Consider the following 24,023-nt stretch of genomic DNA (forward strand, 5'->3'; position numbering starts at 1 on the left):
AACATTTATGGCTCGTAGAGAAGAGAAAGTACAGGAATTCGAAGAGCGCGTTGTTACAATCAACCGTATCGCTAAAGTTGTAAAAGGTGGACGTCGTTTCCGTTTCTCTGCACTTGTTGTAGTAGGAGACAAAAAAGGACGTGTAGGCTTTGGTACAGGTAAAGCCCAAGAGGTACCTGAAGCAATCAAAAAAGCAATCGAAGCTGCTAAGAAAGACCTTATCGAAGTACCACTCGTAGACGGTACTATCCCACACGAAATCATTGGACGTTTCAGTTCCGGTAGAGTATTCATGAAACCTGCCGCTCCTGGTACAGGAGTTATCGCTGGTGGACCGGTCCGTGCCGTATTGGAACTTGCAGGAGTTTCCGACATCCTGAGCAAGTCTCTTGGTGCTAACACTCCGATCAATGTTGTTCGTGCAACAATGACAGGCCTTACTGAACTAAAAAGCGCAGAAGAAGTTGCCAAATTGCGCGGCAAATCAGTAGAAGAGCTACAAAATTAAGGAGGGATTTACAGACATGGCTAAAGTTAAAATCACCCTCAAAAAAAGTTTGATCGGGAGATCTGAGACTCAGAGAAGAACAGTTGCTTCCCTCGGACTCAGAAAGCTCCAGCAGTCAGTCGAGCTTGAAGACACACCTCAGCTCAGAGGTCAGGTTGAGAAAGTCAGCCACTTAGTTTCAGTAGAAGAAAAATAATGATATTATGATATAGGAGGTGCAAAGATGAAATTACATGAGATGAAACCAGTAGAAGGTGCGCGTAAAAATCGCAATCGTGTAGGTCGTGGTATGTCTTCTGGTAATGGTAAGACATCTGCACGCGGTCATAATGGTCAAAATTCACGTTCCGGTGGTGGAGTTGGACCGACATTCGAAGGTGGACAACTTCCACTGTTCCGTCGTATTCCAAAGCGTGGATTTACGAACATTAACCGTAAAGAATATGCAGTGCTTAACCTGAGCGATCTGAATCGTTTCGAAGACGGCACTGAAGTTACACCTGAAATGCTGAAAGAAAATGGTATTGTTAAGAATGCAAAATCTGGAATCAAAGTACTGGGCAATGGTACTCTTGAGAAGAAATTAACAATCAAAGCTCATAAGTTTTCTGGTTCAGCTGCTAAAGCAATTGAGGAACAGGGCGGAAGCTACGAGGTGATCTAATGCTCGGCACGTTATCCAATTTCTTTAGGATTAAAGAAATCCGAAGTAAAATCCTTTTTACTTTGGCAATGCTCGTGATTTTCAAAATCGGCACATATATACCGGTTCCAGGCGTGGATCCAAGTGTGTTCGATATGGGAGCAGGCCAACAGGGCGTGCTGGATCTTATGAACACCTTCGGTGGTGGCGCACTGATGAACTTCTCCATTCTTGCCATGGGTATCATGCCCTACATTACAGCATCAATCGTGGTCCAACTCCTACAGATGGATGTTGTGCCGAAATTTGCTGAATGGGCAAAGCAGGGCGAAGTTGGAAGACGCAAGCTCAGTCAGTTTACACGCTATTTCACCATCATACTTGCGTTCATACAATCGTTGGGAATGTCTTTTGCTTTCAACCAGATGTTCGAAGGTATGCTACTGGATAATAGCAATATTGGGTCATATCTGCTTATCGCACTTGTACTCACAACGGGTACAGCCTTCCTGATGTGGCTTGGGGAACAGATTACGACACATGGTGTTGGCAATGGTATCTCCATCATCATCTTTGCAGGTATACTCAGCGTGCTGCCAAGCGCAATCATTCAACTCTACCAGCAGAAATTTGTCGGTGCGGATGATACAACGATGGCAGTGCTGCAGATGATTGGTCTCATCATTATGCTTATACTGATTACAGCGTTTGCTGTGTTCATACTGCAGGCTGTGCGTAAAATCCCAGTGCAATATGCCAAGCGTCAGCGAACCTCATCACAATTGGCACCACAATCGACATTCCTGCCGCTCAAAGTCAACCCGGCAGGGGTAATTCCGGTCATCTTTGCGATGGCATTTTTCATGCTCCCGCAGACGCTGACACTGTTCTTCCCTGACGCCAATTGGGCTCAGACGATCGCAAGATTCGCTGATCCATCCGATTGGATAGGAATGATCTTTTATGTTGCCTTGATCATTGCATTTACGTACTTCTATTCATTTGTTCAGGTCAACCCTGAAAAGATGGCAGACAACCTCAAGAAGCAGGGAAGTTACGTGCCTGGCATCCGTCCGGGCAGGAATACCCAGGACTACATTACATCTGTGCTATACAGGCTTGTATTTGTAGGCTCACTCTTCCTGGCCGGCATTTCCATCCTGCCACTTCTTATTACGAAGTTCATGGATCTGCCGCAAGCGATTCAAATTGGAGGTACGAGTCTTCTGATTGTCATTGGTGTCGCACTTGAAACCATGAAACAGTTGGAAGCACAAGCAAACCAAAGAGAATACCGCGGTTTTAGAAAGCGCAGGTAGGAGGAAAAGCGTATGAATATTATATTGATGGGATTACCTGGGGCAGGCAAAGGCACTCAGGCATCCAAGATTATAAAGAAATACCCGATCCCTCATATTTCAACTGGCGACATGTTCCGTCTTGCAATCAAAAATGGTACAGAACTCGGTAAAGAAGCCAAGTCCTACATGGATAAAGGTGAACTTGTTCCAGATGAAGTGACAATCGGTATCGTCAAAGAACGCTTGAGTCAGAGTGATGCAAAGGATGGCTTCCTATTGGATGGATTTCCACGTACTGTGGAGCAGGCGGAAGCACTGAACGGCATCATGAAGGAACTTGGAACACAGATTGATAGAACAATCTATGTTGAAGTTGCTGAAGAAGAACTGATGAATCGTCTGACTGGTCGTCGGATCTGCGAAGTTTGCGGCACTACCTATCATCTTGTGTTCAATCCGCCTAAGCAGGAAGGTGTTTGTGATCTTGATGGCGGCAAGTTGTATCAGCGGGAAGATGACAACCCTGAAACAGTTGCAAATCGTCTGGAAGTAAACCTCCAGCAGACAGCACCGATGCTTGACTTCTATGAAGAACAGGGTGTGCTGGTCAAAGTGGATGGCTCCCGGGACATTGACGAAGTGTTCAACGATGTTGATGAGATTCTGCAAAATATATAAGGATATTCACCTCTTCAGACACTTCTGAGTGAATGTTGCTTGTATTATAACGAAAAATATCCAAGTTCATATTTGGCGTTAAGTGTAATCCTATCTTCACCTGAAGTGAATTTCTAATAGAGATTAGAATGCTGTAAAGGGGGAATTTGAATGAGTAAACAAGATGTTATCGAACTGGAAGGCACTGTGCTTGATACATTGCCAAATGCCATGTTCAAAGTGGAACTTGAAAATGGGCATGAAATTCTCGCCCATGTTTCGGGGAAAATCCGTATGAACTATATACGTATTCTTCCTGGCGATAAAGTTACAGTCGAAATGTCACCATATGATCTAACACGTGGCAGAATCACTTATCGTTTTAAATAATGGACTCCACATTCTAAGGAGGTAAAACACATGAAAGTAAGACCATCAGTCAAGCCTATCTGTGAAAAATGCAAAGTCATCCGCAGAAAAGGCAAAGTAATGGTAATCTGTGAAAACCCTAAGCACAAACAGAAGCAAGGCTAAAATTATAATATCGGAGGTGTAACATATGGCTCGTATTGCAGGAGTAGACGTACCACGTGAAAAACGTGTTGTAATCTCTCTCACTTATATTTACGGTATCGGTAACACAAGAGCGCAGGAAATCCTTGAAAAAGCAGGTGTATCTGAAAGTACACGTGTAAGAGATCTTACTGAAGACGAACTCAACTCGATTCGTGAAGTCGTTGATACGTATAAGATCGAAGGTGACCTTCGCCGTGAACAGAACCTCAACGTAAAACGTCTGATGGAGATTGCTTCCTATAGAGGAATCCGTCACCGTCGTGGACTTCCAGTTCGTGGACAGCATACCAAAAACAATGCCCGTACACGTAAAGGTCCAGTTAAAACAGTTGCGAATAAGAAGAAATAATTAGGGAAAAGGAGGAGAAAAAATGGCTCGTAGACAACAAACACGTAAACGTAAAGTGAAAAAGAATATTGACTCCGGAATCGCGCATATCCGTTCAACATTCAACAACACAATTGTAACTATCACTGACGATTTTGGTAACGCACTGTCATGGTCATCAGCAGGTGCACTTGGTTTCAGGGGTTCTAAGAAATCTACACCATTCGCTGCACAGATGGCTTCAGAAACAGCTTCCAAAGCTGCGATGGAACACGGACTCAAAACTGTCGAAGTTACAGTGAAAGGTCCAGGGGCAGGTCGTGAATCAGCAATCCGCGCACTCCAATCTGCAGGTCTTGAAATTACAGCAATCAAAGATGTCACTCCTGTACCACACAATGGCTGCCGTCCGCCTAAACGTCGCCGTGTATAATTACTGGTCACAGGACAACTCCGAGTGTAATGTAAAACACATGGCTGCATAATATTTCCGGCGTTTAGAGGGAGGATAAGTAGACAAATGATAGAAATCGAAAAACCTAGAATTGAAACAGTCGAAGTATCGGAAGATTCTAAGTTTGGTAAGTTTGTTGTTGAACCTCTTGAAAGAGGATACGGAACAACACTTGGGAACTCCTTGCGTCGCATTCTTTTATCATCATTACCTGGTGCGGCAGTCAAAACGATAGAAATAGAAAATGTACTGCATGAATTTTCTACAATTGAAAACGTTGTGGAAGATGTTACAACAATCATCACGAACATCAAAAAGCTTGCACTCAAGATCTATTCCGAGGAAGAAAAAGTACTGGAAATTGATTTCAGTGGAGAAGGTTCCGTCACAGCTGGAGATATCACACATGACAGCGATGTCGAGATTTTGAACCGCGACCTGAAGATTGCAACTGTATCCAACGGTGGACAGTTAAAAATCCGCATGATCGCAAATCGCGGCAGAGGTTATACTCTCGCAGAGGGCAATAACAAGAGCGAAATGTCAATCGGTGTGATTCCGGTAGATTCAATCTACACACCAATCGAACGTGTCAACTATACAGTTGAAAACACGCGCGTTGGCCAGAAGACGAACTTCGACAAACTGACTCTCGATGTATGGACAGATGGTTCAATATCTCCGCAGGAGGGCATATCCCTTGCTGCCAAAATCATGACGGAACACCTGAATATCTTTGTCGGTCTCACTGACGAAGCTCAGAATGCAGAAATCATGATTGAGAAGGAAGAGGACCAGAAAGAGAAAGTACTTGAAATGTCCATCGAGGAACTCGACCTGTCAGTACGTTCCTACAACTGTCTGAAGCGTGCGGGCATCAACTCCGTACAGGAACTCACTGATAAGAGTGAAGCAGATATGATGAAGGTAAGAAATCTGGGACGCAAGTCTCTTGAAGAAGTTAAGTTTAAACTTGAGGACCTCGGTCTGGGGCTCCGTAAAGAAGACTGATAAAGGAGGTAAATTGCAATGGGCTACAGAAAACTAGGACGCACGTCCGACCAAAGAAAAGCGATGCTCCGTGATTTGGCAACATCCCTTATCGTGAGCGAACGCATTACAACAACTGAACAGAGAGCGAAGGAACTTCGCAGAGTGGTAGACAAACTGGTTACACTTGGAAAACGTGGAGACCTCGCGTCTAAACGCCGTGCTGGCCAGACAGTACGCAATGTCGAAATCGCAAACGAAGATGGTACTACACAGTATGCACTTCAAAAGCTGTTTGATGATATCGCACCACGTTTTGAAGATCGTCAAGGTGGCTACACAAGCATCAAGAAACTTGGTGAACGTCGTGGCGACGGTGCAGAACTCGTCATCATCGAATTCGTACAAGGCGCTGCAGCAACTGAAGAAGCGTAATCCTATAAAAGCAGACTGAGTGTTACGATAATGTGGCCGTATGGCCATATTGTCTAGCTCAACGTACCCTGCAGGCAATACTGAATTATCGCGCGACTCCCATGTGCAGGGTACGCGCTTTTTTATTACATAAAAATGGTGGTGGAGATATGATTGGACTTGAAGATATAACCTACAGCTATCGAACAGGTGAATATAAAGCCCTGGATCATATCTCCCTGACCTTTCGTCGCGGGGAATGGGTCTCCATCATCGGCCATAATGGATCGGGCAAAAGTACGCTTGTCAAAATCCTGATGGGCATATTGGATGATTACGAAGGTTCAATCACGGTCGATGGCGAATTGCTGGATGAAGAAAACCGTATTACGATGAGGAAGAAGTTTGCCATCGTCTTCCAGAACCCGGATAACCAGTTTGTCGGTGCAACGGTGGAAGATGACGTGGCATTCGGTCTCGAGAACAATGGGGTCCCGAGGGACGAAATGGTGAGACGGACCGAAGAGGCACTGAAGGCGGTCAACATGCTCGAATTCCGCGACCATGAGCCCTCCAGGCTGTCGGGAGGACAGAAGCAGCGCGTTGCCATTGCGAGTGCCCTGGCAATGGCTCCTGATGTACTCATCCTCGATGAGGCGACCTCTATGATCGACCCGGAAGGCAGGCGGGAGGTGCTCGACATACTGAGAACCATCCACCGTCGTGGAAAGACGACGCTTATCTTCATTACACATGATCTTTCAGAAATTGAAGACAGTGATCATGCAGTCATCATGAAGGATGGACAGATCATCAGTGAAGGCACAGTGGAGGAAATATACAAGGATACGGATGCACTGCTGGCAAGCCGCCTGGTGCTGCCTTTCCATATGAAGATATCCAAACGGCTGCTTGATGGTTCCTTCTTATCATATGACGAGTTGGTGGAACGCCTATGAGGATCACTTTCAAAAATTTGACGAGCATCTATCACCAGAATACGCCTTTTGAACATCTTGCACTGAATGATATCAATACGACCTTTGAAGAGGGTGTATACTATGGCATCATCGGCCACACAGGCAGTGGCAAGTCGACGATGATCCAAACGCTGAATGGGCTTCTGCTGCCGAGCAGGGGAGAAGTGCACGCTGGTGACATCCTGTTGAGAAGGAAGTCGAAGCAGAAGGATATCCACCGGGTAAAAAAGCATGTGGGCATGGTATTCCAGTTTCCTGAGCATCAGCTTTTCGAAGAAACTGTACTCAAAGATGTCATGTTTGGACCGAAGAACATGGGAATGGATGAAACTGTAGCACAGGAGAAAGCAGAATATTATCTGGATCTGCTGAACATTGATGCGTCCCTGTTCCAATCATCGCCTTTCGATCTGTCAGGCGGACAGATGCGCAAGGTAGCCATCGCGGGCATACTCGCCATGGAACCGGAAGTACTCATTCTGGATGAACCGACGGCAGGGCTGGATCCGAAAAGTCATATTGAGACGATGGCGCTTTTTAAGCGGATCCACCAGGAGATGGGCATTACCGTCATCCTTGTTACACACGATATGAATGATGTTTATGAATATACGGAATATGTAAAGATTTTGAGCGGAGGCCACCTGGTGAGGGAAGGCAGGACTACCGACCTTCTTACAGACGAAAAACTGCTTGAACGGTTTGCGCTTGAACCGCCGGATATTGTAAAGCTGACCCATGATCTTGAGAATAAAGGAATCATTTTCGACAGCGTACCGAGAAATGTGGAGCAGTTCACCGAACTCTATGAGGAGTGGAGGGCCGGCAATGCTTAGTAAAATGCTGCTTGGCAGATATATACCGGGATCCAGTATTATCCATCAGCTGGATCCACGTGCAAAGATACTGGCAGTCGTCCTTTTCATGGCCATTGTATTCTTTGCCAACCACTGGACCGGCTATATACTGCTGATTGTTTTCATCACTGTACTGACAAAAACTGCAGACCTGTCCATCCGCTTCCTCTTCAATGGATTGAAGTTGATACTCATACTTCTCCTGTTCACCTTCTTCATGCACCTCTTCTTTACGAAGGGCGGCACAGTGCTTGTCGATGGCGGCTTCTTCACAATAGAGTCGGAAGGTGTCGTTCGGGGTGTCTATATCACCATACGCCTCGCAATGCTTGTCTTGATTACAACGATACTAACCTTGACGACAAGCCCACTGCAACTGACAGACGCCATCGAGCGCATCGCAAAGCCACTGAAGGTCTTCAAGGTGCCCGTGCATGAAATCGCGCTGATGATGTCCATCAGCCTCCGGTTCATTCCGACACTGATGGATGAGACGGAGAAGATCATAAAGGCCCAGAGTGCCAGGGGATCGACTTTCATGACCGGAAACCTGATGTCCAGACTGCAGGCACTGACACCAATCTTCATCCCACTTTTCATTTCATCCTTCAAAAGGGCGGAGGAGATGGCCATTGCCATGGAAGTGAGAGGGTATCAGGGAGAGGAAGGCAGAACACACTACCGTGTGCTCAACTGGCAGTGGAAGGACACTTTCGCACTGATTCTTATGATCATATTCGGCATCATCCTGTGGATGATCAGACAGTAAGGAGTAGAGGAATGCGTTATCTAGTAAGAACAAGCTATAATGGTGCCGGATTCAACGGTTTCCAATACCAGATGGAGGGGCGTACAGTCCAGGGGGAGATAGAAAAGATACTGCAGCGGATGCATAAGACTCCCGTCAGAATCCATCCTGCTGGACGTACCGACAGCGGGGTCCATGCACGGGAGCAGTATTTCCATTTCGATACGGATCTGAACATCCCTGAACCGAAATGGCAGCATGCATTGAACAGTGCGATGCCAGGGGACATAGCGATCCACGAAGTCAGACGGATCAGTCCGGACTACCATATACGCCACCATTCAGAAGGCAAGGCCTATCGGTACCGAATCTATCAGGGGGAAATCCGGGATCCTTTCGAAAGGGGTCTGAAGACCTATTATCCGTATAAGTTGGATGAAGAAAAGATGCGGGAGGCGATGCAGCATTTCGTCGGCACCCATGACTTTACAAGCTTCTCCAGCGCCAAGTCACCGATCGAAAACAAGGTGCGCCACATCTATCGCTTCGACCTGATAAAGACGGAGAACGGCTATGACTTCCTGATCATCGGTTCCGGTTTCCTCTACAACATGGTCAGAATCCTCGTCGCCTATGTGCTTGAGGTCGGCCAGGGCCGTTGGGAGGCCTCCCGCACCCCTCAGATCATAGAGGCAAGGGACAGGACACTCGTCCCCAAGACTGCACCGCCAGAAGGACTTTACCTGGAACGCGTCTTCCTCGATGAAGCATCACGGAATGAAGCACTGGAAAAATATAATTTAACCCGCTGAGACATTGACAAAATACCCTTTTAAGGTTATCATAGACAACGGTATAATTTTATATCACCCCACGATAAGCCCCGGAAACTTATTGTGCACAACGATATAAAGCAAACGAAGCTTTTTTATTTTAGAGAGCATGAATGAGAGCACCACTCATATATTTAGGAGGACTGGAAATGCGTCAAACATTTATGGCAAACGAAGCCAATATTGAACGTAAATGGTATGTTGTCGACGCAGAAGGACAGACACTTGGTCGTCTTTCTTCTGAAGTTGCATCCATACTTCGCGGCAAGAACAAACCGACTTATACACCACACGTTGATACAGGTGATAACGTAATCATCATCAACGCTGAAAAGATCCAAATGACCGGCAACAAAGAACAGGACAAAATGTACTACAGACACACTGGCCACCCAGGTGGAATCAAATCCATCTCAGCTGGTGAACTGAAAAGGAAGAACCCTGTCCGTCTGTTGGAGAACTCCATCAAAGGCATGCTTCCAAAGAACAGACTCGGTCGCGCACAAGGCAAGAAACTTCATGTATACGCTGGAAGCGAGCACAAGCATGAAGCACAAAAACCAGAAAACTACGAACTTCGCGGTTAAGGATAGGAGGTTAATTCATTGGCTAAAGTAGAATATACAGGAACAGGTCGTCGTAAAAATGCAGTAGCGCGTGTACGTCTCGTACCAGGTGAAGGCAATGTTACAGTCAACGGACGTGACATGAGGGATTATCTCCCATTCGAAAGTCTCATCCTTGACTTGAATCAGCCATTCGCAGTTACAGAAACACAAGGTAACTACGATGTACTGGTAAACGTTAAAGGTGGCGGCTTCACAGGACAAGCTCAGGCAATCCGTCATGGTATCGCAAGAGCACTTCTGGAAGCAGATCCGGAAAACCGTGGCGTGCTTAAGAGAGCTGGACTCCTTACACGTGACCCACGTATGAAAGAACGTAAGAAATACGGACTCAAGAAAGCCCGTCGTTCTCCACAGTTCTCAAAACGTTAATAGGTTTGTTAATATACCAACGCTTGCAAAGGTTTTTTGGTGCAAGTTGGTTCAAATCAGTAACTAATATTACAAAGCACTTAACAGATTTAAAGCATCGGCATCTTGCTGGTGCTTTTTTTTCTGGCATTAATTCAAGATAATAATTTTGTGTTGTTTGTATATTAATGTGTCCTAACCGTTTTGATACATATGCAATATCTATATCTTGAGCAAATAAAAATGATGCGTGCGTATCTCTTAGACCGTGAAAAGTCGTTTTTTTAATATTTAATCCCTGTAATAATTCACCTAATAGCTCGGATTGTTTAAAACCTCCAAAGCTAAAAATATAACCATTTTCTTTCACAGGAATTTTACGAATAAGCTCATAAACCTCTTTGTTTATAGAAACATCTCGTTTTGCATTGTGTGTCTTTAATGAAGTATCGTCAGAAGTAGGACTGATTGAATGTCTAACTTCTATGCCATATTCATAAAGGCTCTCTGGTCGTATTGCTAGTAGTTCTCCACGTCGCATACCTGTTTCTAATGCTAATAATACAAGCACGTTAAATTCATCTTCTGAATGCTGTAAAACGTAATTACGAAGCTTTTTAAAATCTGTAATAGATAAAGCTTTGTTTCGTTTCGGTGGATTTTCTCCACGGGTTTTCACTAAACGAGCAAAATCATTTGCAATATAACCACGAGCATATGCATCACGTAAGGATGTTTTTATTTTAAGGAGCACTTCATGCGTTGTTTTTTGTGAATGTGTTTTCGCATATTCATCAATTTTCTTTTGAACGACAATATAATAAAGAGTAGTTTTAATTATTAATCTGTAGACAGATTGTGAAAGGATGCACTTATACTAACGGGCAGAAGAGTTGAAGACGGTTAATTATGTTTTGGTAAAATGTATGTTGGAGAATTATTTACCTTTAGTTCTACAAAACGGATTACCAATAAAATGAAGATGGAGGTTTGCATATGAAGAATGTTAGTCGAGAAATTCAGGATTTGTCAATTAAATCATTGGAGTCAACTTTAAACAAACTTTCAAATGCTTATAATAGTATGATAGAAAAAGGTTCAAATACAACTCTTGTTAAAAAGAGACGGAATTCCGTAAAAATTGGTTTGGAGAGCCTCAAAGACGCTTGGGAAAAGGGGGAATTTTCCTATGATGAAGAAGATATTTTGACTTCTAAAGATATTCTACAAGGTATCATTCCATCTATAGAAAAACAGATAGCAAAAGCAAAAGAAGGTAGTTCCCAAAAAACACTAAATGAGCGTCGTTTAACTGCAATCAAACTGGCAATCGAATCCTTGGAGAACCGTCTAAAATAATTCCATTTGTGATTTCAAGTGTAAATTTTTGACTAAAAAGGCACTTTTCTTGTTGCACTAACGGATGCAATACTTCAAATAGATGGGGGAGAATCGAATGAGAACGCTCTTAGAACTACTTCGTATAATATTTCTTTTGGGTTTGCTCGGTACATTGGGTTGGTTAGTTGTAGGAAATATTTATAAATTCAATGAATTAACTGAATCTTATTCTTGGCTTGGTGCAATTGCTATTTTAATACTTATATTTGTTTTGTATAGGAATAAGTTGCAATTCTCAGGATGGTATAAAGGAGAAGGTAGAATGAAACTTCCGAAATCTATTACAGTGACACTCATTTCAAGCTCTATATTGTTAATTATCTTGCCATTTGTATTAGGTTCTTTGTTAAACTAATGGGTGCTTTAGTTAAATAATAATGAATAAAAATCAGCCTGTATCTTATGTTACTATTAAGTAATTTAAGATACAGTTTTACTATTTTTGAAATAATTACCTTTCACTTCAAATACATGTATTCAAAGTGAAAGTATTGATTTAAATGATTCTTTTGTAATTTACTCTTGATAAGACCCCAAACCATCGATGGAAGATATTAATGTTACAAGACGATTAGTCGAGATTGGAAAGTTACTAGGTATCGAAGTGCTTGATCACTTAGTAGTAAATAGTGATAATAGTTTTACTAGCCTGAAAGAAAGGGGGTATATTTAAAAGGGAGAAACCACTCCCTTTTTTCTTCAAGGTATATTACAGGGGGAAAAAGGAAAATACATAATAAACTCCGATTAATTTTTAGTACAGAATAAAAATTAAGAGTAATGCAAATTGAATGTTAGAAGGTTGCAAAAAAAGTAAAGGCTTGCCAGCCCCTCAAAATACCCCATCGTTATTGGTGTCGAATCAAAAATAGGAGAGTGAAAGGATGCTAGCAATGCCTGAAATTAATCATTTAAAAAATTAGGGAATGGATAACCGTTATCTATCAATGAAGTTTCACTTTATGCTTTCTTTTTCTCTAATAAAGTCACAATCAAAAGGTAAATTCCAATACCTCCGAACATGATGACTGATTCTAAAATGAGTTGAGTTTCATATGGTAATGATGTCTGACTTAGTAAGTAACCTGGTAATGATATGAATGCAACAACAACAATTAGAATCCACGTTTTGGCCCAAAGGGACATACCTATAATGAAAAGTACTGTAATTATCCCAATAATCACGCTCGCTGTATTACCAAAATTAATAATAGGAGTATCGACTGTTCTATTTAAGAAGATCAAACCAAAGAATAAAGCTCCTGGTAACATCACTATAGGAAGTAATATTCCTATTTGTTTCCAGTTAGATTGCTTCATGGTGGAAATATATTTAAAACCCTTTAGTACTGAGAAAAAGAATATGGCAGTAATGACAAGATTTCCAATAATCTCTAAGATGGAATAGGAGAGCTCTCCTTCTAATACATCTCTAATAATTGTAATAGAAAATGATCCAATAATGATTAGAAAAATGTATTTAAACCAATTTCGATAGTCAATTGCCATTTCATTGGAAATCGTTTCCATATACTCTTTTGGTGACTTTCCGATAATTTTTTCAATCGGCTTTCCTCTTTTTTCCGCTTCATGTAAATGATTTTCTAGTTCCTGGATAATTTCTTCTATTTCATCTGAATTTTTTCCACTAGAAAATAGGTAGACCCGTAAATTTTCTATAAAAGTTTTACTTTGTTCGGAAAGTTTTATTTCATTTTTCAATCGTTTCATCTCCTTTTCTAAGATTTGTACCTGATTCATGGTATACAACATTATTCACGTTAGTTTGTAGATCACCCCAACGTTTAATGAACATTTCTAATTCCTTCTCTCCTTTTGCTGTTAGAGAATAATATTTCCTTCTTGGTCCTGCTGTAGATTTTTTCAATGTGGAAGTTACCAATTCTTCCTTTTGCATACGCAATAATAATGGATAAATTGTTCCTTCACTAAAGGAATGAAATCCATAACTTTCAAGCTTATCAGCTAATTCATACCCATATACTTCTTTGTTCTTAATAATTGCAAGTAAACAGCCATCAAGTATTCCTTTAAGCATCTGTGTTGTTGACACGTTTCTATCACCTCTTTCATTACCTTGCAATGCAAGGGTTATGGTTAAAAAAGAAATACCTTGTATTGCAATATATGTTTAGCGTAACATGCTTAATCTTGTAATGCAAGGTATTGTTTAAAAGATTTCACTGCAATTGTTAATTGTATGTAACTGTTCCCCATTTTCAGTGACGAAACAGTGACGACTTCATGGTTATATAAGTCGTTTATGTTCAATTGGTTATCTAAAAACATTGATTTTACTGTTTTTTAGTCGCAAATGTTGCTTATATTTTTTAGATATACCCATGGTAAGATAAACATCATGTAATGTAACAAGAATAGTATTACAAAGAATAAATTAAATTGTATTCAACTAACATCTGTCATGTTGGTTCAAATTGGTTCAAGTAATGTCATTTTCTATCTTTATTCATACACTTTTATCCATATAACAATTTCTAAAACGTTGATATAAATGGATTAAGATGTATTCAGTACACTTAGAATTTACTTGTATATTTCTCAAAACGTTAATATATATATATTGGAAAGCACTTCCCAAAGATTGGGGAGTGCTTTTTTGTTTATAATTTTACAGAGGGATTGGACAAGGGGCGTATATAGATAACACCTCTACACATTATGATAGTATGAAGTTAAGTCAATACTGACAGATGCTCTATAGAAGAAGCTGCTCAAGAATATGGAAATAAAACCAAGTACAGATGAGGAGTGGATAAAGGTATGTCGGGTATGATATTCAGGTTGGGTGAGAAGAAGTATAGGGTGGAGAGCGACTGGGCTGAAGGTTCTTCAAGACAGTATATCAATAACGTCTCGGCTGTTTCGAGCGATGAGGAAGGCTATATATACGTGCTGCAGAGAAGTGATCCATTCATGCTCGTTTTCAATGGAACCTTTCAATCATCCGACTGATATCGCCTTTTCCAGAAGAGGTGACTTCTTTGTTTCGGATGGCTACGGCAATGCACATATCCATCACTTTAATAGAGATGGTGAGTGGATCAACACCTGGGGTGGGCTTGGAACAGGAGAAGGGAGTCTCAGTACCCCCATGCAGTAATGCTAGATCGAAACGAAAGGGTATTGGTCGCGGATCGTGAAAACAATCGGGTTCAAATATTCGATCAGAGTGGCAATTATTTAAAAGAACTATCAAATGTATTTCACCCAATGGATATATGCCAGGACAGGGAGGGATTCATTTATGTTACAGATCAAGTGCCGTCCTTGCACGTTTTCAATTCTGATGATGCATTTATCGGCAGGTGCCGGACACTGGGCACCTTTGGGCACGGAGTCGCTGTAGATGTCCACGGTGATATCTATATTGCAGAGATGCTGCCTGACGGCATCGCAAAGCTTATAGGCATATAGATGTTTTTGATGATATTCAAATAGGATGCACCACATTTAGGGAGGTGGCATTATGATTGAGGAGATGGATCGTTTTTTGGGCCATCCATCCGGCAGACTGGATGATTATATCTCGAGTTATATGAAACGGGTGCCTTTTGAGAATATAGATGTGCAGAATGAAGTACCTGTTTCAGTGGAACTGGACAATCTATCCGAGAAGATAATCACACGGGGCCGAGGGGGGTTCTGTTATGAGATGAACACTTTATTCAGATATTACCTAAATGAAAAGGGATATGAGGCATATAATGTTGCTGCCACTGTGAAAAATCCAGATGGATGGACACGGGAAGGCAGTCATATGTCGACATTGGTGAAGGCGGACGCACTGTATGTCGCTGATGTCGGATTTGGCGACCTGCCCGTGAAAGCCATGCCGATTCGTCCAATTGGTCAGGAAATCACAATCGATGATGTGAATGGCCGGTACCGTGCAGTTGAAGTAAACGATGGGTTTGAAGTCCAGAAAGAAAATGCAGGCGTTTTTGAAACACTGTATAAAGGATATTTCGAACCGCGTAGGCCAGAGGACTTCAACGACAATATGGACTATAATCAACACCATCCGGATTCAATCTTTACCAGACACCTGATAATCACAATGCCCAAGAGCTACGGCCGTATATCGATGACGGAGAGCAATCTCACGATTACGATGGATGGCGAGAAAGAGAAGTTTGAAGTGACGAGAAGCAACTATCAAAAATATTTAAATGAATATTTCGGCCTGGACGTTAAAATAGATAGGTTGGAAAAGGATTCATAACGGTAAGCTCAAGGGTATATGTCAAGAAGCCATTATTTTTTCTGATGATAAATGGAGTTGGAGGGATATGAATGGCTTTCGACTACGATCTGGATTTTGACAACATCGACTTTCGTGAACAGCCTGAACTATACAGAGTGGGACGAGGCGAACAGGGAGTGCTGATGGTGGAACCCTATAAAAGTGAAATACTCCCGCACTGGCGCTTCAAGACGCCTGAGATTGCACGGGAATCCTCGGATAAGATCTATCAGATGTATCTGGACTATAAGGAAAAGGACGACTTTGTGGGTATGGACATGGCGAGGAAATTCCTCCAGATGGGGTATACAAGGTCCCGCCGTTATGCCAATTATAAAGGTGGAAGAAAGTACGATAAGAACGGTGAAGTGAACGAACGGGATATTGATGAGGAAAAGGCGGAATCGGCCGCGATCTTTGAAGAGAAATGGAAGACGGTGCGGGAGGACGAAGATTACCTCAAGCTGAAGAAGGCACATCAGAAGAAGTACGGATGAGATGACGCCTGTTCCAATTTACTTCCGTCTCCAAGGTGTCATGAAGGAAAGGTGATTCTATGAAAGTGATTGTTGATGCGGATGCATGTCCAGTGAAGGACATCATCATAAAAGAAACAGGGGACAGGCAGGTGCCGGTCGTATTGGTGTCGAGCCTGTCGCACTATTCCACCCAGGAATTGCCTGATCATGTCCGGGCTGTCTATGTGGAAGCGGGCCCGGATGCTGCGGACTTCAAGGTGGTGCAGCTCGCGGCAGCGGATGATATCGTGGTGACCCAGGACTATGGGCTTGCTTCCCTGCTTCTGCCGAAGGGGTGCACAGTACTCCATCATAAAGGATTTGAATATGACGCCAGGAATATCGATCATCTGCTTGAGACGCGCTATATGGGCAGCATGATCCGCAAAGGCGGCGGGAGGACGAAAGGGCCAAAACCGTTCTCCAGGGAGGATAGGGAGACGTTTCTCAAGCTCTTCCGCCAGAAGCTCGGGAGTGCAGTGGATAACGGGTAGTTTTTTTATTTATTGCTTTGAGCGTATAACCGAAATGAAAGCTGAATATATAGTATATTGAAACGGAAGATATTTTTATGGGAGGAGAATTCTAATGGATGTTAAATTTCCAATCGGTAAACTCGATGTACCAGAAACACCAACACTTGAAAATGTACAGGAATGGGCGGAGCAGATCGAGTCCTATACCGGGCGTCTGAGGGACGCTGTAGACGGATTGAGCGAAGAGGAACTTTCAAAAACCTACCGTGAGGGCAGTTGGACAGTAAGACAGCTTGTCCACCATATTGCGGATTCCCAATTGAATATGTATCAGCGGCTGAAGCTGGCCCTGACGGATGATGGACCGACGGTGCCAGGCTTTCTCCAGGAAGAATGGGCGGTACAGCCGGATACTGAGCTTCCGGTGGAAGCATCCATCAGAATGCTCGAAGGGATGAACGCACGCATTACAGAAGTGGCGCGCAACCTGACGGATGCACAATTGGATCGATATTTCATCCATGAGACGAACGGCAGGATTACTGTAGCGACAAAAGTGGCAAAACTTGCATGGCATGAGGAACATCATCTGGAACATATAAAAATCGCATTATCGAAATGATGGGGCCGGCTAGCCTGTTGTCTCTAGATGCCAAAGTGTGTATAAAGATGCCTGAAACCGGGAATGAATAACTGATTGGCAAACAGCTTCATACTACGGGACGGAGGTTATCATGATGAACATCGATTTCGAGCATATCAAGACGAATGGAGTAGAGCTCCATGTTGCGGTATCCGGCCCCGAGGAGGGGGATCTGGTGATACTGCTCCATGGCTTTCCCGAGTTCTGGTTCAGCTGGAGAAGACAGATCCGTGAGCTGGCCGGAGCGGGATACAGGGTCATCGCCCCCGACCAGCGTGGATATAATAAAAGCGACAAGCCCGATGGTGTACGGTCATATGACATCGACACGCTCAGGGATGATATCATCGGGCTCATCCACCACTTCGGGCACAAGGCTGCGGCCATCATCGGCCACGACTGGGGCGGTGCGGTAGGATGGCATCTGGCAGCTACACGCCCGGGACTGGTCCGGGGCTTTGTGGCGATCAACATGCCGCACCTGGCAGTATTACCTAAAGTTATGCTGACGACACCGCTGCAGTGGCTGAGGAGTTCATACATGCTGTTCTTCCAGACCCCGAAAGTGCCGGAGAAGATCTTGAGCAGGAACGATTACCGATATATGGAGCAGGCGCTTAGGACGACGAGCAAAAAAGGGACATTCACAGAAGAAGAGCTCGGTGCTTATAAGATCGCCTGGGCAAGGCCCAAGACGTTGACGAGCATGCTGAACTGGTATCGTGCAATGCCCTTCAGCATGAAAAGTGTGCGGAAGGGTAATATCGAAGTGCCCGTAAAGATCATTTGGGGAGAAGGTGACCAGTTCCTTTCCACCAAGCTGGCAGAGGAGAGCCTGAAGTTCACAGACAGCAATTCTGTTATCTGGGTCGAGGATGCGACGCATTGGGTTCATCAGGAAAAACCTGATTTCGTCAACGACCAGCTCATACATTTCCTGGACAAAACGGCTTCCCGGGTTATTCGGTAAGCCGGAGGCCCTATTTCCCTGAAGCTTGTTTTATTGATATGGTGGAGGGAACAGACTTGTGGATCGGTAGGTGGAATCAATGGTATCGACAGGCACAATCATCATCATGTCCATCGTGGGGCTCACTGCATTTCTGCTGTCCTTCCTCTTTATATTGATATTGAGACGCTGGTTTGAGATTCAATGGATTCCCATCATCATTGGTGCAGTGACATTCATCATCTTTGCGATGGTGCTTGAACAGATTTCTCATTTTTTCGTTCTTGGCTCTGAAATGGGTGAAGAGATTCCGCTGCTTAAAAACTCTCCCTGGCTATATGTATTATACGGAGTGCTTGCTGCCGGGGTTTTCGAGGAAACAGGCAGACTTGTCGCTTTCCTGCTGATGAAGAGGAGGTATCGAAAGCTGGATACCGCCATTTCCTATGGTATCGGCCATGGAGGGGTGGAAGCGATGATCCTCCTCGGCCTTGGCATGGTGAGTGCAATTGTATTCAGCATACTCATCAACAGTGGCAGCAGCATATTGGATGGGCTGCCGGCGGGAGCCTTGGAACCCGTGACAGGGACTGCAAATTATATGTATGTACTATCGATTGTCGAACGGGTCTTTGCCATTAGTGTCCACATTGGCCTCTCTGTCATCGTATGGGTTTCCGTGATGGAAGAAGGCAAGTGGTGGCTCTTTCCAGTGGCCATCATATTGCATGCTCTGACAAACCTTACTGCAGGAATGTTCCAATCCGGTTTGCTGAGCAGCATCTGGATGGTTTATATTGGATTCATCGTAATGACTGCAGTGACACTATGGGTCGCCTATGTGGTGGGAGTGAAGCGAAGCAGTCACAGGCGGAAGAACTCTGTATAGGGTTGTGAAAAGCGTGGGAGGAAAAGGGGTGAGCAGTTGCTCATTCTTTTTTTTAATAACTTATGTGAAAAAATTAACAATAAAGTATTGCATATGTGATAAAAATCACATATAATAAACCTATAGAAAAGAACGGATAATAAGAGAGGGGAAATACAAATGATCAGATGGTTGAAGGAACATAAGGCGAGTAAATATGTATTACTTATTTTGAGGATATTCCTGGGATTTGGATGGTTTACAAGTGGCCTGGGGAAAGTGATGAACGGCTTTGACGCTTCGGGATACCTGCAGAATGCAGTACAGAATCCTGTATTGGGTCCGGACGGTAATGCAGTCTATCCATGGTATACATTCCTTGTGGAAAATGTCTTTCTGCCGATGGCGCCGATCGTCAATGTCATGATTCCATGGGGAGAACTGTTTGTTGGCCTCGGATTGCTTCTTGGGGGACTGACGACCTATGCGGTACTCTTCGGTTTGATGATGAACTTCGCTTTCCTGTTTGCTGGTACAGTATCAGTGAATCCGCTCTACATCCTCATCGGGCTGGTTATACTCGCCGGAGGACACAAGGCGGGAAGCCTGGGGATTGACCGCTTCCTATACCGCCAGAATGAAGATGGTGCATCCCACCGATTCAAGTTTCCGGTACGCAAGCGCGAAGTAACTGAATAATTCCCGGTACATCAATGGCCCGGCTCCCAATATGGAGCCGGGTTTTTCTCTGCCATATTCTTCTGTAGACTGTCTTTCCATCCTTTGTTGAGTAATTCCATTATCCCGGTTATGATTGACTTAATATTTGCAAAAGATGGGGATAGACAATGAAATTCCTGAAGAAGATAAGAAACAGCATATGGGTCATCCCGATCTTCTATTGTTCAATGGCAGTTGCCTTGGCATTGATTGTCGTTTATGTGGACATGAAGGTGCTGCCGAGACTCAACTTTGAACTGCCTTTCTTCCTCGCCACTAAAGTCGATTTCGCCAAAGAGATACTCGGTTCCATTTCGGGGGCACTCCTGACGATGACGACAATTACATTCTCCACCATCATGGTGATGCTGACTACATATTCTTCGCAGTTTTCGCCGAGGTACTGACGAACTTCGTCAATGACCGGAGGACGATGCGCGTGCTTGGTGTATTCATGGGTGGTTTTCTATATTCGATATTGTCCTTGGCTTTCATGCAGCAGGCGACTTTTGAAGGTGAGGTCATTTCAGCAATTGTGGCGGTCATGCTGGCCGTACTCTGCTTGTTCTTCTTTGCCTACTTTATACATTTCGTCGCTTCGAGCATACAGGTCAGCAATCTGATCAACTCGCTCGTGGAAGATGTGAAGGATGAGATAGACAGGGAAGAGAAGCGGCTCGGCCAGGACCATGTGGCGATCAGCAGTCTCGAACCGGAGATGGTGACCGAATATGATGCAGTCACATCATTCAAGTCGGAGAGTTTCGGATTCATCCAGTTCATGAACCATGACAGACTGTTTGAATGGGCGGATGAAAATGGCGCGGTAATCCATATCAATCAGCTGATTGGTGAGTTCGTAACGACCTCCACTATTCTTTTGACCGTCCATCATGACGACGATGTTGAAGTGCCGGATAGTCTGGTCGGTAATATAGAACTGGGCAAGGAGCGGATCGTCTATCAGGATGTGGACTATGGTCTACAGAAGATCGTAGATGTTGCCATCAGGGCGCTTTCTCCCGGAATCAATGATCCCAACACTGCCGTCCAGTGCATTCATTACCTGTCCGAGGCATTGATAAAGAATTTCAAATATACTGGCACGCATGTCATCTACAATGATGAGATGCATATCGGACGGCTTGTAGCCAAAAGGAGCAGTGTAGAGGATAAGCTGTATAAGGTGCTGTCACAGATCAGTTTCTATGGCCGGCAGGACGTAACCATCCTGAAGGCTCTGATTGAGTCTTTGGAAAATATTGCGATGAATAGTACAGACGATGTAAAACGTGAAATTGATGTATTCAGCCCATATGTATACGACGGATTCGATGAGGACGTTCTCCATGGCATCGACTACAAATACATCAATGAAAGACAGGTGCGGTTGAGTGAAGCGCTGAACAGAGTGCAGTAGAGGACCTCGGCGATATTCATCCCTGGACTGTTTTTGGTTTGGAAGTAAAGGCATTGGGAATAACAATGCATCAGGAAGGGAGAAGGAGGCATTGATATGGGAATCTGGTTCAGCCTGCTATTCACAATTGGTTTTGTAATTATCCATCTGACATCTAAACAGATGAAGTTCCTCAAAGTCGCCCCCAGGAGTAAATTTCTATCCGTTGCGGGCGGAATTTCCGTAGCATATGTATTCATGCATCTTCTGCCGGAACTTGGGGAATATCAGGAAGCATTCGAAGGAACAATTGAGAGCATTGAATTTCTTGAAAATCATATCTATATCATAGCCCTGTTCGGTCTTGTCGTTTTCTATGGCCTGGAACAGCTCGCGAAGCATTCTAAGAGGATGGGCGCAGAGAAGGGTACATACAAGGCTTCCGCCGGTGTATTCTGGGTTCATATCGGCTCCTTCGTGCTGTACAACGCCATCATCGGCTACCTGCTGCTCAGGGGCGAATATCAGTCGGAATGGGGCATGCTGTTCTATTTTATCGCCATGGGCATCCACTTTATTACAAACGACAAGGCACTGCGTGCGGCGCACAAAGAAGATTATGACCGCTACGGCCGTTGGCTGCTTGCCCTGTCCATTACAGTGGGTTGGGTGATCGGCGTATTTACTGAAATTAATATCCTTGCCATTTCGATACTGACAGCCCTTCTGGCGGGCGGCGTGATACTCAATGTAATGAAGGAAGAGCTGCCCGAGGAGCGGGAAAGCAGTTTCCCGGCCTTTTTCTCCGGTATGCTGGGCTATACTCTGTTACTATTGTTCATGTGATTACGGCAATTAGATTGGAATCATTTCCGCAGTGTATACAGTATATTAAAGTGGAACTGAAACTGTTCCTTCAGATGTATCTTGAACAGTTTGATATCGCCCAAAAGAGTACTCCTTGAACATAAAAGGAGTACTCTTTTTATATGCGGCACCCCCTCAGAAGACTATAAACCTCTTTGTCAGGGTATAGGTACGTATTGATAATAGGAAGAGGGTGTATTGATGAAGATACTGCTGACCGGTGCTTCCGGATATATTGGAGGCAACTTGCTGGAGAATCTTAAAAAGGATTACGAAATCGTTGCCATTTCTAGGCATACGGACAACAAGAAAGATGAAGAGAATGTGACATGGAAGGAAGCGGATCTCTATTCCCAGATTGATATAGAAAATGTAATGGAGGATATAGACATTGCAATCTATCTCGTCCATTCCATGCAGCCTTCCTCAAAACTGTCCCAGGCCAAATTCGAGGACATGGATGCGATACTTGCGGACAATTTCGCATGGGCGGCAAAACAGAAGGGCGTAAAGCGGATCATCTATCTAAGCGGGATCATCCCAGATGATGAAAAGCTTTCTGAACATCTGGAAAGCCGATTGGAATGTGAGAAGATACTCGGGTCCTACGGCATTCCCGTATCGACGCTGCGTGCCGGCCTGATTGTCGGCCCAAAGGGATCTTCATTTCCCATACTCCACAATCTGGTGAAGCGGCTGCCTGGCCTGCTGTTGCCGGCATGGGCCTATAACCGGACGCATCCCGTCGCACTGAAGGATGTCATAACAGGATTGACGAGTGTGGTCAAAAGAGCGCCCGATAAAAATGAGTCCATCGATATCGGCGGCCCTGAAGAGAAGTCCTACAGACAACTTTTTGAAGAGACGGCCGAAGTGATGGACAAGAAACTGCCGATGATCGATCTGCCGATCATTCCGATCGCATTGTCCAAGCTGTGGGTCAGGCTCATTGCACAGAAGCCGAAGGAGATGGTCTATCCATTGCTGGAAAGTCTGACACACAATATGGTGATGAAAGATGAGAATTATGTGGAAGGCATCTCCAATGCACCAACGACTTTCAAGGAGAGTGTGCGCATCGCACTTGAAGATGAGATAGATTCAAGTTCAAAAAAGGGCGTTGAAATCATACAGAAAAAAGATATAGAGAAGAATGACGTGAAATCGGTACAGCGTATCCGGATTCCGAAGCAATGGTCGGTTGATGATGTGGCAGACTACTACGTGAACTGGCTGTCCCGGATTGGCGGTAAATTCATCAGTACACGTGTAAAGGACAGGGAGACATCGATTGCCCTGCCGTTCTTCAAATCACCGATTCTGGTTCTGGAAAAATCAGAAGAGCGTTCATATGAAGATCGCATACTCTACTATATCAAAGGAGGAAAATTCTCGCAGACAAGGGAAGATGGACGGGCACGCCTCGAGTTCCGGCGCGTACTGGATACGGATGAAGTTCTGATTGCAATTCATGAATACGAGCCGACACTCCCGTGGTTCGTCTATACGCTTACACAGGCCAAGGTGCACCTGCTCGTAATGAAGGCCTTCGGTTTTGAGACCAGGCTGCTTGCGAACATGCTGGATTCACAGTATGCGAGATATGTTTCCAATCCGAATGAAGGGTAGTA

The 24,023-nt window shown here is 44.1% G+C and carries 34 protein-coding genes and 3 pseudogenes; 34 read left to right on the forward strand and 3 right to left on the reverse strand.

All coding sequences use genetic code 11. The features are described from left to right. Positions 1-7 precede the first annotated feature (7 nt). From rpsE to rpsI, 17 genes are all read left to right on the forward strand, one after another. Complete coding sequence (gene rpsE, locus BO53_RS0107765) at positions 8-508, forward strand: 30S ribosomal protein S5 (RefSeq protein ID WP_031547067.1); 501 nt, start codon at positions 8-10, stop codon at positions 506-508. Between the two features lie 16 nt (positions 509-524). Then, positions 525-704: a 50S ribosomal protein L30 gene (gene rpmD / locus BO53_RS0107770; protein WP_031547068.1), complete on the forward strand. Its 180-nt coding sequence runs from the start codon at positions 525-527 to the stop codon at positions 702-704. A 27-nt stretch (positions 705-731) separates the two neighbouring features. Then, positions 732-1,172: a 50S ribosomal protein L15 gene (rplO, locus tag BO53_RS0107775; RefSeq protein ID WP_031547070.1), complete on the forward strand. Its 441-nt coding sequence runs from the start codon at positions 732-734 to the stop codon at positions 1,170-1,172. Next, positions 1,172-2,470, forward strand: a complete 1,299-nt coding sequence (gene secY, locus BO53_RS0107780; protein ID WP_031547072.1) for a preprotein translocase subunit SecY — start codon at positions 1,172-1,174, stop codon at positions 2,468-2,470. Before rplO ends, secY begins: the two co-directional genes overlap by 1 nt. Before the next feature lie 12 nt (positions 2,471-2,482). Beyond that, positions 2,483-3,130 (forward strand): adenylate kinase, encoded by a 648-nt coding sequence (locus BO53_RS0107785; RefSeq protein WP_031547073.1) that lies wholly within the window; start codon positions 2,483-2,485, stop codon positions 3,128-3,130. Positions 3,131-3,280: 150 nt separating this feature from the next. Further along, complete coding sequence (infA, locus tag BO53_RS0107790; protein ID WP_017547668.1) at positions 3,281-3,499, forward strand: translation initiation factor IF-1; 219 nt, start codon at positions 3,281-3,283, stop codon at positions 3,497-3,499. Positions 3,500-3,529: 30 nt separating this feature from the next. Then, entirely contained in the window at positions 3,530-3,643 is a 114-nt protein-coding gene (rpmJ, locus tag BO53_RS0107795; RefSeq protein ID WP_003156543.1) for a 50S ribosomal protein L36, read from the forward strand. A 25-nt stretch (positions 3,644-3,668) separates the two neighbouring features. Then, on the forward strand, positions 3,669-4,034 hold the full coding sequence (gene rpsM / locus BO53_RS0107800) for a 30S ribosomal protein S13 (RefSeq protein WP_031547074.1): 366 nt from the start codon (positions 3,669-3,671) through the stop codon (positions 4,032-4,034). A gap of 22 nt (positions 4,035-4,056) precedes the next feature. Then, the gene (gene rpsK / locus BO53_RS0107805) at positions 4,057-4,446 is read left to right on the forward strand and encodes a 30S ribosomal protein S11 (protein WP_031547075.1); all 390 of its coding nucleotides are present in this window, start codon (positions 4,057-4,059) and stop codon (positions 4,444-4,446) included. A gap of 87 nt (positions 4,447-4,533) precedes the next feature. Then, entirely contained in the window at positions 4,534-5,478 is a 945-nt protein-coding gene (locus BO53_RS0107810) for a DNA-directed RNA polymerase subunit alpha (protein WP_031547076.1), read from the forward strand. A gap of 18 nt (positions 5,479-5,496) precedes the next feature. After that, positions 5,497-5,892, forward strand: coding sequence for a 50S ribosomal protein L17 (rplQ, locus tag BO53_RS0107815; RefSeq protein WP_031547077.1), 396 nt, complete (start codon positions 5,497-5,499; stop codon positions 5,890-5,892). 149 nt (positions 5,893-6,041) lie between these two features. Next, positions 6,042-6,830 carry an energy-coupling factor transporter ATPase gene (locus BO53_RS0107820; RefSeq protein ID WP_031547079.1) on the forward strand — a complete coding sequence of 263 codons (789 nt, stop codon included), beginning with the start codon at positions 6,042-6,044 and terminating at the stop codon, positions 6,828-6,830. Beyond that, on the forward strand, positions 6,827-7,687 hold the full coding sequence (locus tag BO53_RS0107825; RefSeq protein ID WP_031547080.1) for an energy-coupling factor transporter ATPase: 861 nt from the start codon (positions 6,827-6,829) through the stop codon (positions 7,685-7,687). Before BO53_RS0107820 ends, BO53_RS0107825 begins: the two co-directional genes overlap by 4 nt. Beyond that, complete coding sequence (locus BO53_RS0107830; RefSeq protein ID WP_031547081.1) at positions 7,680-8,477, forward strand: energy-coupling factor transporter transmembrane component T family protein; 798 nt, start codon at positions 7,680-7,682, stop codon at positions 8,475-8,477. The genes BO53_RS0107825 and BO53_RS0107830 overlap by 8 nt, the downstream gene beginning before the upstream one ends. Positions 8,478-8,488: 11 nt before the next feature. Beyond that, positions 8,489-9,268, forward strand: coding sequence for a tRNA pseudouridine(38-40) synthase TruA (gene truA / locus BO53_RS0107835; RefSeq protein WP_031547082.1), 780 nt, complete (start codon positions 8,489-8,491; stop codon positions 9,266-9,268). A gap of 170 nt (positions 9,269-9,438) precedes the next feature. Beyond that, a complete protein-coding gene (gene rplM, locus BO53_RS0107840; protein ID WP_031547084.1) occupies positions 9,439-9,876 on the forward strand; it encodes a 50S ribosomal protein L13 in 438 nt (145 codons plus the stop codon). 18 nt (positions 9,877-9,894) lie between these two features. Further along, positions 9,895-10,287, forward strand: a complete 393-nt coding sequence (rpsI, locus tag BO53_RS0107845; protein ID WP_031547085.1) for a 30S ribosomal protein S9 — start codon at positions 9,895-9,897, stop codon at positions 10,285-10,287. On the opposite strand, the gene BO53_RS13745 is transcribed toward rpsI, so the two are convergent. Beyond that, the gene (locus BO53_RS13745) at positions 10,247-11,020 is read right to left on the reverse strand and encodes a site-specific integrase (RefSeq protein ID WP_245608214.1); all 774 of its coding nucleotides are present in this window, start codon (positions 11,018-11,020) and stop codon (positions 10,247-10,249) included. The genes rpsI and BO53_RS13745 overlap by 41 nt on opposite strands. A gap of 242 nt (positions 11,021-11,262) precedes the next feature. Here BO53_RS13745 and BO53_RS0107850 point away from each other — a divergent pair, with 242 nt between their 5' ends. From BO53_RS0107850 to BO53_RS13750, 3 genes and pseudogenes are all read left to right on the forward strand, one after another. Then, positions 11,263-11,625, forward strand: coding sequence for a hypothetical protein (locus BO53_RS0107850; RefSeq protein WP_031547087.1), 363 nt, complete (start codon positions 11,263-11,265; stop codon positions 11,623-11,625). A 97-nt stretch (positions 11,626-11,722) separates the two neighbouring features. Further along, the gene (locus BO53_RS0107855) at positions 11,723-12,022 is read left to right on the forward strand and encodes a hypothetical protein (RefSeq protein WP_031547089.1); all 300 of its coding nucleotides are present in this window, start codon (positions 11,723-11,725) and stop codon (positions 12,020-12,022) included. Between the two features lie 186 nt (positions 12,023-12,208). Further along, a pseudogene (locus BO53_RS13750) lies at positions 12,209-12,340 on the forward strand (JAB domain-containing protein); the annotation flags it as partial. A 287-nt stretch (positions 12,341-12,627) separates the two neighbouring features. Here BO53_RS13750 and BO53_RS0107860 read toward each other — a convergent pair. After that, positions 12,628-13,389 (reverse strand): HAAS domain-containing protein, encoded by a 762-nt coding sequence (locus BO53_RS0107860; protein WP_051683057.1) that lies wholly within the window; start codon positions 13,387-13,389, stop codon positions 12,628-12,630. Then, complete coding sequence (locus tag BO53_RS0107865; RefSeq protein ID WP_031547092.1) at positions 13,379-13,726, reverse strand: PadR family transcriptional regulator; 348 nt, start codon at positions 13,724-13,726, stop codon at positions 13,379-13,381. The genes BO53_RS0107860 and BO53_RS0107865 overlap by 11 nt, the downstream gene beginning before the upstream one ends. A 743-nt stretch (positions 13,727-14,469) precedes the next feature. Here BO53_RS0107865 and BO53_RS14065 point away from each other — a divergent pair. From BO53_RS14065 to BO53_RS13395, 14 genes and pseudogenes are all read left to right on the forward strand, one after another. Continuing rightward, complete coding sequence (locus BO53_RS14065; protein WP_037341999.1) at positions 14,470-14,661, forward strand: hypothetical protein; 192 nt, start codon at positions 14,470-14,472, stop codon at positions 14,659-14,661. Next, positions 14,636-14,809, forward strand: a complete 174-nt coding sequence (locus BO53_RS14210; protein ID WP_169738742.1) for a hypothetical protein — start codon at positions 14,636-14,638, stop codon at positions 14,807-14,809. Before BO53_RS14065 ends, BO53_RS14210 begins: the two co-directional genes overlap by 26 nt. Beyond that, positions 14,803-14,859, forward strand: a pseudogene (locus tag BO53_RS14215) (hypothetical protein); the annotation flags it as partial. The gene BO53_RS14210 and the pseudogene BO53_RS14215, both read left to right, overlap by 7 nt. A gap of 117 nt (positions 14,860-14,976) precedes the next feature. After that, positions 14,977-15,123: a hypothetical protein gene (locus tag BO53_RS14135; protein ID WP_245608215.1), complete on the forward strand. Its 147-nt coding sequence runs from the start codon at positions 14,977-14,979 to the stop codon at positions 15,121-15,123. Between the two features lie 52 nt (positions 15,124-15,175). Then, a complete protein-coding gene (locus tag BO53_RS0107875; RefSeq protein WP_031547093.1) occupies positions 15,176-15,931 on the forward strand; it encodes an arylamine N-acetyltransferase family protein in 756 nt (251 codons plus the stop codon). Positions 15,932-16,002: 71 nt separating this feature from the next. Continuing rightward, positions 16,003-16,449, forward strand: a complete 447-nt coding sequence (locus BO53_RS0107880) for a DUF4385 domain-containing protein (RefSeq protein WP_031547094.1) — start codon at positions 16,003-16,005, stop codon at positions 16,447-16,449. A gap of 59 nt (positions 16,450-16,508) precedes the next feature. Continuing rightward, positions 16,509-16,964, forward strand: coding sequence for a YaiI/YqxD family protein (locus BO53_RS0107885; protein ID WP_031547096.1), 456 nt, complete (start codon positions 16,509-16,511; stop codon positions 16,962-16,964). Positions 16,965-17,058: 94 nt separating this feature from the next. Beyond that, positions 17,059-17,568: a YfiT family bacillithiol transferase gene (locus tag BO53_RS0107890; RefSeq protein WP_031547098.1), complete on the forward strand. Its 510-nt coding sequence runs from the start codon at positions 17,059-17,061 to the stop codon at positions 17,566-17,568. Positions 17,569-17,680: 112 nt separating this feature from the next. Next, positions 17,681-18,559, forward strand: a complete 879-nt coding sequence (locus tag BO53_RS0107895) for an alpha/beta fold hydrolase (protein WP_031547099.1) — start codon at positions 17,681-17,683, stop codon at positions 18,557-18,559. Positions 18,560-18,638: 79 nt separating this feature from the next. Continuing rightward, the gene (locus BO53_RS0107900; protein ID WP_051683059.1) at positions 18,639-19,427 is read left to right on the forward strand and encodes a YhfC family intramembrane metalloprotease; all 789 of its coding nucleotides are present in this window, start codon (positions 18,639-18,641) and stop codon (positions 19,425-19,427) included. A 159-nt stretch (positions 19,428-19,586) separates the two neighbouring features. Then, the gene (locus tag BO53_RS0107905; protein ID WP_051683060.1) at positions 19,587-20,105 is read left to right on the forward strand and encodes a DoxX family membrane protein; all 519 of its coding nucleotides are present in this window, start codon (positions 19,587-19,589) and stop codon (positions 20,103-20,105) included. Between the two features lie 209 nt (positions 20,106-20,314). Continuing rightward, positions 20,315-21,546, forward strand: a pseudogene (locus BO53_RS0107915) (DUF2254 domain-containing protein). Positions 21,547-21,642: 96 nt separating this feature from the next. Beyond that, on the forward strand, positions 21,643-22,371 hold the full coding sequence (locus tag BO53_RS0107920) for a hypothetical protein (protein WP_031547107.1): 729 nt from the start codon (positions 21,643-21,645) through the stop codon (positions 22,369-22,371). Between the two features lie 219 nt (positions 22,372-22,590). Beyond that, positions 22,591-24,021, forward strand: coding sequence for an NAD(P)H-binding protein (locus BO53_RS13395; protein WP_084184972.1), 1,431 nt, complete (start codon positions 22,591-22,593; stop codon positions 24,019-24,021). Positions 24,022-24,023 lie beyond the last annotated feature (2 nt).

Source organism: Salinicoccus luteus DSM 17002 (assembly GCF_000712035.1).
Taxonomy (GTDB): domain Bacteria; phylum Bacillota; class Bacilli; order Staphylococcales; family Salinicoccaceae; genus Salinicoccus; species Salinicoccus luteus.